Raw genomic sequence first — 13,440 nt, 5'->3', positions numbered from 1 at the left:
AGCTATTGGCTCCGCCCCGTCCCCTCATTGAGCAGGCACGCCACCTCGTGCACCTCGCCCGCGTCCAGCAGCGCCGGCCGTTCCGTCCTGCATCGCTCCATCGCAAACCGGCAGCGGGTGTGAAACGCGCATCCGGATGGCGGATTGACCGGGCTTGGCACGTCGCCGTCGACCAGCGGCACGAGCTTCTTGGCGAGCGGGTTGGCGACCGGTACCGAGGCGAGCAAGGCCTGCGTGTAGGGATGGCGCGGATTGCGGAACAGCTCGTCCTTGTCGGCAATCTCGACGATGCGGCCGAGATACATCACGGCGACGCGGTGACTGATATGGGCGACCACCGCGAGGTCGTGCGCGATGAAGAGATAGGAGAAGCCGTGCTCGCGCTGCAGGTCGATCAGGAGGTTGATCACCTGCGCCTGGATCGAGACGTCGAGCGCGGAGACCGGCTCGTCGCAGACAATCAGCCGCGGCCCGAGCGCCAGCGCGCGGGCGATGCAAATCCGCTGGCGCTGGCCGCCGGAGAATTGATGCGGAAAGTTGCGCATCTGGTCGGGCCGCAAGCCGACCTGCTCGAACAGGCTTGCGGTACGCGTCTCCAGCGCTTTACCGGTCGCGAGCCCGTGCACGAACAGCGGCTCGCCGACGATGTCCCCGGCAGTCATGCGCGGGTTGAGCGAGGCGAAAGGATCCTGGAACACGATCTGCATCGAACGTCGGTGCGGACGCAGCGCGGACTTGGAGAGATGCGTGATGTCTTCACCTTCGAGCCGGATCTGACCCGAGGTCGGCTCAACCAGCCGCAACACGCTGCGCGCCACCGTCGACTTGCCGCAACCGGATTCGCCGACGAGGCCCAGCGTCTCGCCGACTCCAACCGAGAACGAGACGCCGTCGACCGCATGCACTGTGCCGACTTGTCGGCGCAACACGCCGGCGCGCACCGGATAGTGCTTCTTGAGATCGGTGACTTCGAGCAGCGCCTCGGTCATGCCACCTCCGCAACCTCGGCCGCGCGCCAGCAGGCGGCGAGATGGCCGCCGCCCCAATCGATGAGCGGCGGATATTCGGCCTCGCAGCGCTTGATCGCGAGCTTGCAGCGCGGCGCGAACGCGCATCCCTTCGGCAGCCGCACCAGCGACGGCACTGTGCCGGGAATTTCGTTGAGCCGTGCCGGCGCCGCGACGCCCGGTGCCGGCACCGCCGGGATCGAGGCCATCAATCCGCGCGTGTACGGATGCTTTGGCGCGGCGAACAGTGCCTCGACGCTCGCTTCCTCTACCTTCCGTCCCGCATACATCACGATGACGCGCTGCGCTGTCTGCGCGACGACACCGAGATCATGCGTGATCAGCACGAGCCCGGTGCCGAGCTCCTTCTGAAGCTCCAGGATCAGCGCCAGGATCTGCGCCTGGATGGTGACATCGAGCGCGGTGGTGGGCTCGTCCGCGATCAGCAGCGCCGGCCGGCACGCCAGCGCCATGGCAATCATGGCGCGCTGGCGCATACCGCCAGACAGTTGATGCGGATATTCCCTTGCGCGCCGAGCCGGTTCGGGGATGCGCACCAGGCGCAGCATCTCGATCGCAATGTCCCGAGCCTCTTTACTCGACATGTTCCGGTGCAGCCGCACGGCCTCGACGATCTGGTCGCCGATCCGCATCACCGGATTGAGCGAGGTCATCGGCTCCTGGAAGATCATCGAGATGCGGTTGCCCCTGACGGCGCGCATCTCTGCCTCGTCGAGCGTCAGCAGATCGGTGCCTTCAAGCGTGACGGAGCCGCCGACGATACGCCCGGGCGGATCCGGCACCAGCCGCATCAGGGATAGGGCGGTGACGCTCTTGCCACAGCCGGATTCCCCGACGATCGCCAGCGTCTCGCCGCGCTTCACCGTGAAGGAAACATCGTCGACGGCCTGGAAGAGACCGGAGTTGGTGAAGAACACCGTCTTCAGGTTCTTCACCTCGAGCACGAGATCGGGTTTGTCAGCCATCAGCCGCGCTGCCGGGGATCGAGGATGTCGCGCAAGGCGTCGCCGAACAGATTGGCACCGAACACCGCGAGGCTGATGGCAATGCCCGGGAAGATCACCAGCCAGGGCGCCGTGCGGACATATTCGGCGGCGGATTCAGAGAGCATGCGGCCCCATGACGGGTACGGCTCGGGAATGCCGAGGCCGAGGAAGGAGAGCGAGGCTTCGGTCAGGATGGTCGAGCCGAGCTGGGCGGTCGCCAGCACGATCAGCGGCGCCAGCGTGTTCGGCAGCACGTGGCGGAGCGCGATCCGCACCTCGCTCATGCCGATCGACTTGGCGGCTTCGACGAACGGCAGCTCGCGCAACGCCAGCGTGTTGGCGCGGATGACGCGCGACACGGTCGGGATCAGCGGAATGGCGATCGCAATGATGACGTTCGGCAAGGATGGCCCAAGCGCCGCGGTCATGATCAGAGCCAACACCAACAGCGGCAGCGCCTGGAGGACGTCGGAGACGCGCTGGAACACGAGATCGACCCAGCCGGAAAGATAGCCGGAGGTGAGGCCCACGATCACGCCGATGCTGCCACCGAGTGCGGTCGAGCCGATGCCGACCGCGAGCGAGATCCGCGCGCCGTGGATGATGCGGCTGAAGACATCGCGGCCGAAGGAGTCGGTGCCCATCCAGTGGGCCAGGCTTGGACGCGCCAGGGCGCGGGCGGAGTCGATCGTCAGGGGATCGTAGCGCGCGATGAAGTCGGCGAAGATCGCTGTGAATACGAACAGGGTCATGATCATAAGGCCGGCCGCGCCCAGCACGTGCCGCTGCGCCAAAAACAGCACGCGCCGCCAGCCGACGGTCGCGTGCGCCCCGGCGCGCCTCAGTTCAACGTCATAGTCGATCGCAGCCAACAGGCTCTCCTAATCCGTGTACCGGATGCGCGGGTCGAAAACGGCGTACAGCATGTCGACGATGAAATTCGCGCTCACCACGACGATGGCAATCAGCATCACAAGGTTCTGCACGATCGGATAATCGCGCCAGCGAATCGCCTCGACCAGGAAGCGCGCGACACCGGGGATGTTGAACACCGTCTCCGTCACGATGAGGCCGCCGATCAGGAACGCCGCCTCGATGCCGATCACGGTGATGACGGGCAAAATCGCGTTCTTGAGCGCATGCTGATAGTTCACGGCGGCGTCCGATGCGCCCTTGGCACGCGCGGTGCGGATATAGTCCTGCCGCAGCACCTCCAGCATCGAGGATCGCGTGATGCGCATGGTCAGTGCCGCGCTGCGGAAGCCGACGGCGGCGGCGGGCACGGCGTAGGTCGCGAAGGCTTCGAGCCAGGTCGCCGGATTCGGGTTGAAGATCGGCATCTGGTTGAACATCGCCACCGATGCGGTGAGGATGAGCAGGCCGAGCCAGAACGAAGGCAGCGACAATCCGCTCAGGCTCACCACACGCAACGCGTAATCGAGCCTCGTTCCCTGCTTCACCGCGCTGATGACGCCCAGGGGAATGCCGATCGACGCCGAGAACAACAACGCCAGCCCGGCGAGCCGTGCGGTGATCGGAATCCGTGGCAGGATTTCCTGAAGCGCCGGCTTCTCCGAGACATAGGAGTAGCCGAAATCGCCGCGCAGGAAGCCGCTGATCCAGTGCCAATATTGCACCACCAGCGGCTGATCGATGCCGAGCTCCTTCTCCAGATTGGCCTTGTCGGCGGGATCGACATAGCCGGCGGCGGCAAACAGGATGTCGACGATGTTGCCGGGCACGACGCGCAGCAGGAAGAAGATGACGATCGAGATCCCGAACAGGGTCACGAGCATCAGGAACAGACGCCGTACCAGATAGGCAAACATCCCGCGCCCTCCTGTCGAGCCGCTAGTCGTCAGCCTTGCGCGCTACTTGTCGAGCCAGACGTCCTCGTAGCGAAAGCCGTTATAAGAGCTGTTCGACATGACCGTCACGCCCTTGACATAAGGCTGCCAGCAGGTGCCGGCTCGCGCATGGAAGATGATCGGGCGGGCGACATCCTCCTGCAGCTTCTTGTCGATGTCCCAGACCAGTTGCTTGCGCTTGCCAATGTCGATCTCCTGCGATTGCACGTCGAACAGCTTCTCGATCTCCTTGTTGCAATAATTGGTGTAGTTCCGCTCCGACCCGCAGGAATAGTTTTCGTAGAAAGACTGGTCGGGATCGTCGACGGAATTGCCGGTCAGATTGAGGCCGAGCATGTAATCCTTGCGCGCAACCTTCGGGAACCAGTTTGCGGTCTCGACCACGTCGAGCTCGCCGTCGATATAGATGCTCTTGAGCTGGTCGATCAGGATCACCGCGGGATCGCGATATTCCGCGAGATTGCGCGTCGAGACCTTCACCGCCAGGTGCTTGTCGGGGCCGTAGCCCGCCTTCTGCATCAGCTTCCTGGCCTCATCCCGGCTCGCATTCACGTTCGAGCCATAGCCTGGAATGGTCTCCAGCTTGTCCTTGGGCATGCCCCAGATGCCCTGCGGCGGCGGCAGCATGGTGCCGCCGATATCGGCCTGGCCTTCGAACAGGATGTCGACGAAGGCCTTGCGGTCGAGTGCCATCGCCATGGCCCGGCGGATGTCGATGTTGTCGAACGGCGGGGCCGCCGAATTAACGATGATGTTGGTCGAAACGTTGGTCGGCTCGACGACGCAGAGGGCGTTGGGCGTCTGCGACTTGATGTCCTTGAGGAGCGGGATCGTGATGTGCGTCGGGAAGGTCATGTCGAACTTGCCGGCGACGAAGGCGAGGATCGCGGTGGAGCGGTTCGTGATGATCGTGTACTCGATGCCGTCGAGATAGGGCAGGCCCTTCTTCCAATAGTCCGGGTTTCGCGTCAGCTTGATCGATTCATTGGCCTTGAACTCGACGAATCTGAACGGGCCGGTTCCGACCGGATGGGTGCGCATCTCCGCCGGCGAGACGTGACAGGGATAGATCGGCGTATAGCCGGATGCGAGCATCGCCAGCAGCGAGGGCTGCGGCCGCTTCAGATCGAAGGAGACCTCGAAATCACCATTCGGTGTGACGTCGTTAACCTCGTTGTACCAGGCCTTGCGCGGATTCTGCCGCAGCTTTTGTTGCGATTTGCCCATCAGGAGATCGAAGGTGCATTTGACGTCGGCCGACGTGAACGGCTTGCCGTCATGCCACTTGACGCCTTGGTGCAGTTTGAAGGTCAGCTTCTTGTTGTCGCCGCTCCAGGACCAGCTCTCGGCCAGCTCTGGCCTCAGGGTATCAGGGCTGTTCTGCGCAATGTGCTGGTCGTAAACGACGAGATTGTTGAACACTCCCATGAAGGGCACGTTGATCGAATATGTCGCGCCCTCCAGGATGGACGCATTGGCCGGGCTGTCGCGGTGATACATCCGCAGGATCCCGCCCTGCTTTGGTTCGCCGGCCAGCGTGGTGTTCGAGGTCGTCAGCACAGTTAGCGCCGCCATTGCGGCGAGCGACCACACGCTCGACATGCTCATCCTCCCTGGACATCGGCCTTTTGCGGCCTGTTTGAGTGGACGATAGCGACGCGTGCGCGGTGAGGCAACCGGCAAGGTCTGCTACTCTCTCGGCAATTCGGATGACGCAAGGCCGCAGGGGGTTCTCTCACAAATTGAGAGACGTCCCTCCCGCGTCGTCCTGGCGAACGCCAGGACCCATCACCTCAAGGAGGTGTTTGGCGAAGATGGTCGTTCGGTATTGCTACCTTCTTCACTCGTGAGATCACGCGGTATGGGTCCTGGCGTTCGCCAGGACGACGGCGGTCTTCACACAATCCTCGACGCCTTGTTCCCCCAATACCGGTCCCGCAGCAGCCGCTTGTACAGCTTCCCCGTCGGCAGCCGCGGCAACTCCTTTTCGAAATCGACCGAGCGCGGCACCTTTTGCCGCGACAGCGACGCCCCGCAGAACGCGATCAGCTCGTCGGCGAGCGCCGGGCCCGGCACGATGCCGGGCATCGGCTGCACCACCGCCTTCACCTCTTCGCCGAGATCGGGATTGGGCACGCCGAACACCGCGGCGTCCGCGACCTTCGGATGGGTGATCAGCAGATTCTCGCACTCCTGCGGATAGATGTTCACGCCGCCGGAGATGATCATGAAGGTCGCCCGGTCCGTTAGATAGAGGAAGCGGTCCTCGTCGACATAGCCGACATCGCCAACCGTGCTCATGCTGCCGTCGGCCGAGCGCGCCTCCTTGGTCTTCTCCGGGTCGTTGAAATACTCGAAAGGCGAGGCCGTCTTGAACCAGACCTGTCCTGGCGTGCCGGTCGGGCATGGCTTCATGCTCTCGTCGAGAATATGGAGGTCGCCGAGCAGCACCTTGCCGACGGTGCCGCGATGGGCGAGCCATTCCGCGCTGTCGCAGGCGGTGAAGCCAAGGCCTTCGGTCGCGCCGTAATATTCGTGGATGATCGGTCCCCACCATTTGATCATGTCGTCCTTCACCATGGCGGGGCACGGCGCGGCGGCATGGATCGCGATTTCGAGCGACGACAGGTCATAGCGCGTGCGCACCTCCTCCGGCAGCTTGAGCATGCGCGAGAACATCGTCGGTACGAGCTGGGTGTGGGTGATACCCCACCGCTCGACGAGCTGGAGGTAACGCTCGGGATCGAAATTCTCCATGATGATCGCGGTGCCGCCCATCCGGATCGTCAAATTGACCGCGGCCTGCGGCGCGGAATGATAGAGCGGCGCGGGCGAGAGGTAGATCATGCCCTCGCGGTATTGCCAGAGCTTTGTCAGGAACTCGAACAGCGGCAGATTGTGCTTCGGCGGCTCCTCCGGCAGCGGGCGAATAATCCCCTTCGGCCGTCCCGTCGTGCCCGATGAATACAGCATGGCGGTGCCAAGCCATTCATCCGGGATCGGCGTCGTCGGCAACTCGGCGGTCACCTCGGTGAGGCCGACGATGCGCTCACTCTCGCCCGGGCCGTCGGCGACGATGCACAGCCTGATGTCGGGGCAGACCTTGATCGCCTCGCGCGCGATGTCGAGCTTCGCCACCGACGTGATCAGGATTTTCGACTGGCTGTTGACGAGGAGATAAGCGAGCTCGCCCGGCGTCAGGAACGAGTTGATGCAGGTGTAGTAGAGGCCGGAGCGCTCGCCCGCGCCGCAGGCTTCGAGATAGCGGGAGTTGTTCTCCATGAAGATCGAAAAGTGGTCGAGCCGCTTCAGGCCGTGCTTGCGGAACAGATGCGCAAGGCGATTGCTGCGCGCATCGAGCTCACGATAGGTGACGGCCTCGCCGGTCGCCGCCATGATGAAGGCGGGCTGGAGCGGGCGCAGGCGGGCATGCTGACCTGGGTACATCGGTCCTCCGGCTTTAGATCATGCGGCAAGAAGCAGGATTTCGCGCACCTGCGCGGGGCCGTCGATCTTGCGCGGGTTGCGCGGCACCCAGGGCGTGCGCATCGCCTGCTCGGCGATGGCGTCGAAATGCTCCGGCGTGACGCGCACCTCGGCGAGGCTGCGCGGCATACCGAGCGAACGGATGAAGGCATCGAGCACGTCAGCCGCCGCGTGGCCGGGAAAGCCCATCGCGGCCGCGACGATCATCTGGCGCTCGGCATTGTCGGGCGCATTCCAGCGCATCACGGCCGGCAGCATGATGCAGGAGGTGTAGCCATGCGGCACGTCGAAGGCTGCGCCCAGCACGTAGCCGATACCGTGGCTCGCACCCATGGGCACACCGGCGGCGAGCGCGCCCATCGACAGCCAGGTGCCGATCTGCGCATCCATTCGCGCGTCGAGGTCAGCAGGGTCAGCCTTCACCCGTGGCAGCGCGTCGGCGAGCATGGCGAGGCCCTTGACCGACTGCGCGTCGGCATAGGGATGCGTCTCGCGCGAGCAGATCGCCTCGACGCAATGATCGATGGCGCGGATGCCGGTCGAGAGGAACAGCCATTCCGGCGTGTGCACGGTGATGGCGGGATCGAGGATGGTCGCGCGCGGCACTGCGAGTGGATGCCGTAGCATCTGTTTCACATGGGCGGTGCGGTCGGTCACGCCTGCGATCGAGCTGAACTCGCCGCCGGCGATCGTGGTCGGGACGCTGATCTGACGCACGGTCGGCGCCGTCATCTCGGGCGCGACGCCCTTGTGCACGCGGATGCGCTCGATGCCGTCGACATCGTCGATGCCGTTGGCGAGGCAGAGCTGCACCGCCTTGGCGCCGTCGGTGATCGAGCCGCCGCCCACGGTGACGATCAGGTCGGCGCCCGCTTCGCGCGCCGCATTGGTGGCGGCGATCACCGCCTCCCGCGGGGTGTGCGCCGGCATGGCATCGAAGACGCCCGCGCAGCGTGTGCCCAGGGCCTGTTTGATCTTCGCGATTTCGTCGGTCTGCCGGTTGAGCGTGCCCGACACCATCAGGAAGGCGCGACGCGTCCCCAGCCGGTCCATCTGCGCGACCACGGCCTCGGCCGCGGGATGGCCGAACACGACTTCCTCGATCGCGCCGTAAACGACACGTCCCTGGTGCACGCCTGTCCTCCCCGGACAATTCGTCTTGTTTTTCTGCCGGGTAGTCTAACCGCGCTGGCGGCATTCGTCATGCGCGAAGACGCTGAGCTCTATCGGCTCCCTCTCCCCGCTTGCGGGGAGAGGGTTGGGGTGAGGGGGGCTCTCCGCGAGGGAGCCGATAGTTTGACTCGCGGAGAGTCCCCCTCACCCGCCGCGCTTCGCGCGTCGGCCTCTCCCCGCAAGCGGGGAGAGGCGAAGGAGCGTCGCTTCTCTCCCTGTCAACCCGCCTTCCGGCTAGGGCATCTCGCCGAGCCTTGCGCGTGCGGTGGTCTTGAAGAGTTCATCATTGAAACCCATCTTGTGGCGCCCGCGGGTACAGGCGTACCCTGCTATTTCCGCGGTTTTTATGCGAGGACCTGGGATGACTGGACCGGACGGAAGCGAGCAATTTGTCAAAACGCACGATTTCGTTTCGCCTCGGCCTTACGCCATTTTCGGCCTTCTCGCCGCGGCGTTCGTGCTCACCGGTTGCGGCCAGCCGGCCTCGCAGGCAAGCGCTCCCCCGCCCGCGCCGGTGACCGTCGCCCAGCCGGTCAAGCGCACCGTCACCGATTGGGACGAGTTCACCGGCCGCTTCGAGGCGATGGAGGAGGTGCAGGTCCGCCCGCGCGTCGGCGGGTTCGTCAACTCTGTCGAATTCCAGGATGGCGCCATCGTGCATCAGGGCGATCTGCTCTACGTCATCGACCCGCGTCCATTCGAGGCGGTGGCCACGCAGGCGGAGGGGCAGCTTTCCGATGCGCGTGCCAAGGTGGAGCTTGCAAAGCGGGAGCTCGATCGCGGTTTGAGCCTGGTGCAGACCAGCGCCGTCTCCGAGCAGGTGGTCGATCAGCGCCGTCAGGCCTTGCAGGCCGCGCACGCTGCCGAAACACAGGCTGAGGGTGCGCTCAAAGTCGCCAAGCTCAACATCGAATTCACACATGTGACGGCGCCGCTGACCGGCCGCGTCAGCCGCCACCTTGTCAGCCCTGGCAATCTCGTGCAGGGCAGCGATACCGGAACGTCGACGCTGCTCACCTCGATCGTGACGCTCGACCCGATCTATATCTATTTCGACATGGATGAGGCGACCTTCATCAAATACAGCAAGCTGTGGTTCGAAGGCCGCCGCCCGAGTTCGCGCGATACGGCGAACCCGGTGCAGGTGACGCTCGCCGGCGAGACGAAACCATCCCGCGAAGGCAGCATCAATTTCCTCGACAACCGCCTCGATGTCTCCACCGGCACGCTGCGCAGCCGCGCCGTGATCAAGAACACCGATCTGTCGATCCTGCCGGGTCAGTTCGGTCGCGTCCGCCTGATCGGCAGCGCGCCATATGAGGCGCTGCTGATTCCCGACGTCGCGGTTGCGACCGACCAGTCCCGCAAAATCGTGTTCGTGGTGAAGCCGGACGACACTGTCGAGGCGCGTCCCGTGACGCTCGGGCCGCTCGACGACGGCCTGCGCGTGATCCGCGAAGGGCTGAAGGCCGAGGACCGCGTCATCGTCAACGGCATCCAGCGCGCCCGTGTCGGCGCCAAGGTTGCCCCGCAGACTGCGCCAGCCGGCGGCAAGCCCGGTGACAAGTCATGAACCTCGGCCGTCTCTCCATCAACCAGCCCATTCTCGCGATGGTGCTGTCGATCGTGCTGCTGATCGTCGGCGCGCTCGCTTACACCACGCTGCCTGTCTCCGAATATCCGCAAGTGGTGCCGCCGACCGTCGTCGTCACCACGCAATATCCCGGCGCCTCCGCGCAGACCGTGTCCGACACGGTTGCAGCTCCCATCGAGCAGGAGATCAACGGCGTCGAGGACATGCTGTATCTCTACAGCCAGGCGACCTCGAACGGCCAGCTCACCATCACCGTCACTTTCAAGCTCGGCACCGATCTCGACAAGGCTCAGGTGCTGGTGCAGAACCGCGTCGCGATCGCGCAGCCGCGTTTGCCTGAAGAGGTTCAGCGCAACGGCGTCACCACGCGCAAGAACTCGCCCGACATCCTGATGGTCGTGTTCATGCTGTCGCCCGACGACACCTTCGACCAGCTCTACATCTCCAACTACGCGCTGCTCCAGGTCCGCGACCAGCTGCTCCGGATCGACGGCGTCGGCGACATCCAGATCTTCGGTGCACGCGATTATTCGATGCGGCTATGGCTCGATCCTGACCGGATCGCCAATCTCGGCCTGACGTCGGCCGAAGTGCTCGCCGCGATCCGTGCGCAGAACGTGCAGATCGCGGGCGGCCAGATCGCCGAACCGCCGATCGCCGACCGCGCCTTCCAGCCGAACCTCACCTTCACGGGGCGATTGAAAGACCAGAAGCAGTTCGAGGACATCCTGATCAAGGCCGGCTCCGACGGCCGCACGGTGCGCCTGCGCGACGTCGCCCGTATCGAGCTCGGTGCTCTCGCCTACTCCACCAACAGCTTCCTGCTGCGCAAATCGGCGGTCGCGATGCTGGTGACGCAGCGACCGGGATCGAACGCGCTCGCGACCGCGAAGCACATTTCGGACACGATGACGAAGCTGAAGGAGACCTTTCCGAAGGGCCTCGACTTCAATATCGGCTACAACCCGACCGAGTTCATCGCGCAGTCCGTCCACGAGCTGATCAAGACCATCTACGAGGCCATGTTGCTCGTGGTCGTCGTGGTGCTGGTGTTCCTGCAGGGATGGCGTCCCGCGATCATTCCGATCATCGCGATTCCGGTTTCGCTGGTCGGCACCTTCGCGGTGATGGCGGCACTCGGCTTCTCCATCAACAATCTCACGCTGTTCGGTCTCGTTCTCGCCGTCGGCATCGTGGTCGACGACGCCATCGTCGTGGTCGAGAATGTCGAGCGGCATCTCGAGCACGGAATGAGCCGGCGCGATGCCGCGCTGAAGACCATGGAGGAGGTCGGCGGCGCACTGGTGTCGATCGCGCTGGTGCTCTGCGCGGTGTTCGTCCCGACCGCGTTTCTGGGCGGCATCTCAGGGCAGTTCTTCCAGCAATTCGCCGTCACCATTGCGGTCGCGACCGCAATCTCCTGCTTCTGCTCGTTGACGCTGTCGCCGGCGCTGGCCTCGCTTCTCCTCGTCCCCCATGAGGAGAAACGGCCGCCGGCGCGCTGGAATCTTGTCGCGCGCGGCTGGAACGCTTTCACGGGCGTGTTTAACCGCGTGTTCGACCGTCTCGCGCATGGCTACGCCGGCCTCGCCAATTTCGTGATCCGGCATTCGGCGGTGATGATCCTGATCTATGTCGTGCTGATCGGCAGTGCCGGCTGGCTGATCGGGACCACGTCGCAAGGCTTCATCCCGGCGCAGGACCGCGGCTACGTCATCATCTCCGTGCAATTGCCGGGCGCGGCGTCGCTGGCACGCACCACCGAGGTCGTGCGCGAGATCGAACGGATCTCGCTGGATACGCCGGGTATCGTCCGCGTCGCCGCTTTCGCCGGCTTCTCCGGCGCAACACGCACGCAGGCCGGCAACGCGGCGGCGCTCTTCCCGGTGTTCGACGAGCCCGAGGCGCGGATAAAGAAGGGATTGTCTGCGACCGCCATCACGGTCGAGCTGCGCAAGCGCCTGGCTGCGATTCAGGGCGCCTTCATCATCGTGATTCCGCCGCCGGCCGTGCCCGGAATCGGCACCGGCGGCGGCTTCGCCATCCGTATCCAGGACCGCCAGGGCCGCGGACCGGAGATGCTCGCGGCGGCCACCGACGAGCTCGTCGCCGCGGCACGCAAATCGCCCTCGCTGCTCGCTCCCACGGTGTTCTCGCCATTCTCGGCGAATACGCCGCAGCTCTTCGTCGATATCGACCGCACCAAGGCGCAGAAGCTCGGCGTTCCTATCGCCGGCATCAACGACACGATCCAGACCTATTTCGGATCGACCTATGTCAACGACTTCAACCTGTTCGGCCGGACCTATCACGTCACCGCACAGGCCGACTTCCCGTTCCGGAAAGAGCCGAGCGATCTTGCGCGGCTGCGGACGCGCAACGCCTCCGGCGACATGGTGATGCTCGGCAGCGTGGTCGACTTCAAGGACATCTCGGGCCCCGACCGTGTCGCGCGCTACAATCTCTACGCGGCGTCCGAGCTCCAGGGCGAGCCCGCGCCGGGCACCAGCTCGACCACCGCGCTCAACGCGATCAAGAAGCTCGCCGACGACACCCTGCCGAGCGGCTTCAGCTTCGAATGGACCGATCTGTCCTACCAGCAGATCACTGGCGGCAATGCGGGTCTCTACGTGTTCCCGATCTGCGTGCTGTTCGTCTATCTCGTGCTCGCCGCGCAATATGGCAGCTGGACCTTGCCGTTCGCGGTGATCCTGATCGTGCCGATGTGCCTGTTGGCCGCCACGATCGGCGTGCGCATCATGGGGCAGGACGTCAACATCCTCACCCAGATCGGTTTCGTCGTGCTGGTGGGGCTGGCGGCAAAGAACGCGATCCTGATCGTCGAGTTTGCCCGCGACATCGAGAAAGAAGGCAAGCCGCGGCTGGAGGCCGTGATCGATGCCTGCCGCCTGCGCCTGCGACCGATCCTGATGACGTCCTTCGCCTTCATCCTCGGCGTGCTGCCGCTGGTGATCTCGTCCGGCTCCGGCTCGGAGATGCGGCAAGCCGTCGGCGTCGCCGTGTTCTTCGGCATGATCGGTGTCACCCTGTTCGGGCTGTTGTTCACGCCGATCTTCTACGTGGTGGTGAGGAACCTGGCCGAGGGGAAGAACGAGGGGAAGCCGAAGGCGGTGGCTCCCTAGCGCGGGGATGATCACTGGCATATCAACTACCCCGGTGTCGTCCCGGCGAAGGCCGGGACCCATAACCCCAGGCGAAGTTTGATGCGAAGCTCGCAACCACGGGTCGTCGCAAAATGACGCCCTGTGGTTATGGGTCCCGGATCTGCGCTCCGCTTCGCTGCG

9 protein-coding genes are annotated in these 13,440 nt (G+C 64.5%); 2 read left to right on the top strand and 7 right to left on the bottom strand.

What is annotated here, in order from left to right; translation table 11 throughout:
* Positions 1-2: 2 nt before the first annotated feature.
* The 7 genes from BRA471DRAFT_RS34910 to BRA471DRAFT_RS34880 form a co-directional block, all read right to left on the bottom strand.
* The gene (locus BRA471DRAFT_RS34910) at positions 3-989 is read right to left on the bottom strand and encodes an ABC transporter ATP-binding protein (RefSeq protein ID WP_007615891.1); all 987 of its coding nucleotides are present in this window, start codon (positions 987-989) and stop codon (positions 3-5) included.
* Complete coding sequence (locus BRA471DRAFT_RS34905; protein ID WP_007615889.1) at positions 986-1,993, bottom strand: ABC transporter ATP-binding protein; 1,008 nt, start codon at positions 1,991-1,993, stop codon at positions 986-988. Before BRA471DRAFT_RS34905 ends, BRA471DRAFT_RS34910 begins: the two co-directional genes overlap by 4 nt.
* A complete protein-coding gene (locus BRA471DRAFT_RS34900; protein ID WP_007615887.1) occupies positions 1,993-2,886 on the bottom strand; it encodes an ABC transporter permease in 894 nt (297 codons plus the stop codon). The genes BRA471DRAFT_RS34905 and BRA471DRAFT_RS34900 overlap by 1 nt, the downstream gene beginning before the upstream one ends.
* A gap of 9 nt (positions 2,887-2,895) precedes the next feature.
* Positions 2,896-3,843: an ABC transporter permease gene (locus BRA471DRAFT_RS34895; protein WP_007615881.1), complete on the bottom strand. Its 948-nt coding sequence runs from the start codon at positions 3,841-3,843 to the stop codon at positions 2,896-2,898.
* A 42-nt stretch (positions 3,844-3,885) separates the two neighbouring features.
* Positions 3,886-5,484: an ABC transporter substrate-binding protein gene (locus tag BRA471DRAFT_RS34890; protein ID WP_007615879.1), complete on the bottom strand. Its 1,599-nt coding sequence runs from the start codon at positions 5,482-5,484 to the stop codon at positions 3,886-3,888.
* A gap of 294 nt (positions 5,485-5,778) precedes the next feature.
* Complete coding sequence (locus tag BRA471DRAFT_RS34885) at positions 5,779-7,329, bottom strand: AMP-binding protein (RefSeq protein ID WP_007615877.1); 1,551 nt, start codon at positions 7,327-7,329, stop codon at positions 5,779-5,781.
* A gap of 18 nt (positions 7,330-7,347) precedes the next feature.
* On the bottom strand, positions 7,348-8,502 hold the full coding sequence (locus BRA471DRAFT_RS34880) for an iron-containing alcohol dehydrogenase (RefSeq protein WP_007615875.1): 1,155 nt from the start codon (positions 8,500-8,502) through the stop codon (positions 7,348-7,350).
* 400 nt (positions 8,503-8,902) lie between these two features.
* Here BRA471DRAFT_RS34880 and BRA471DRAFT_RS34875 point away from each other — a divergent pair, with 400 nt between their 5' ends.
* On the top strand, positions 8,903-10,114 hold the full coding sequence (locus BRA471DRAFT_RS34875) for an efflux RND transporter periplasmic adaptor subunit (RefSeq protein WP_007615873.1): 1,212 nt from the start codon (positions 8,903-8,905) through the stop codon (positions 10,112-10,114).
* Entirely contained in the window at positions 10,111-13,278 is a 3,168-nt protein-coding gene (locus BRA471DRAFT_RS34870; protein ID WP_007615871.1) for an efflux RND transporter permease subunit, read from the top strand. Before BRA471DRAFT_RS34875 ends, BRA471DRAFT_RS34870 begins: the two co-directional genes overlap by 4 nt.
* Positions 13,279-13,440: the final 162 nt, after the last annotated feature.

Origin of the sequence: Bradyrhizobium sp. WSM471, assembly GCF_000244915.1 — a bacterium.
Taxonomy (GTDB): Bacteria; Pseudomonadota; Alphaproteobacteria; order Rhizobiales; family Xanthobacteraceae; genus Bradyrhizobium.
Note: the sequence above shows the minus strand (reverse complement) of the source record. Positions and strands in the feature narration are given on the sequence as shown.

Coding starts and splice junctions, on each gene's coding strand:
- BRA471DRAFT_RS34885 (WP_007615877.1), bottom strand. CDS start 7,329: ATGTACCCAGGTCAGCATGCCCGCCTGCGCCCGCTCCAGCCCGCCTTC.
- BRA471DRAFT_RS34870 (WP_007615871.1), top strand. CDS start 10,111: ATGAACCTCGGCCGTCTCTCCATCAACCAGCCCATTCTCGCGATGGTG.
- BRA471DRAFT_RS34875 (WP_007615873.1), top strand. CDS start 8,903: ATGACTGGACCGGACGGAAGCGAGCAATTTGTCAAAACGCACGATTTC.
- BRA471DRAFT_RS34895 (WP_007615881.1), bottom strand. CDS start 3,843: ATGTTTGCCTATCTGGTACGGCGTCTGTTCCTGATGCTCGTGACCCTG.
- BRA471DRAFT_RS34910 (WP_007615891.1), bottom strand. CDS start 989: ATGACCGAGGCGCTGCTCGAAGTCACCGATCTCAAGAAGCACTATCCG.
- BRA471DRAFT_RS34905 (WP_007615889.1), bottom strand. CDS start 1,993: ATGGCTGACAAACCCGATCTCGTGCTCGAGGTGAAGAACCTGAAGACG.
- BRA471DRAFT_RS34890 (WP_007615879.1), bottom strand. CDS start 5,484: ATGTCGAGCGTGTGGTCGCTCGCCGCAATGGCGGCGCTAACTGTGCTG.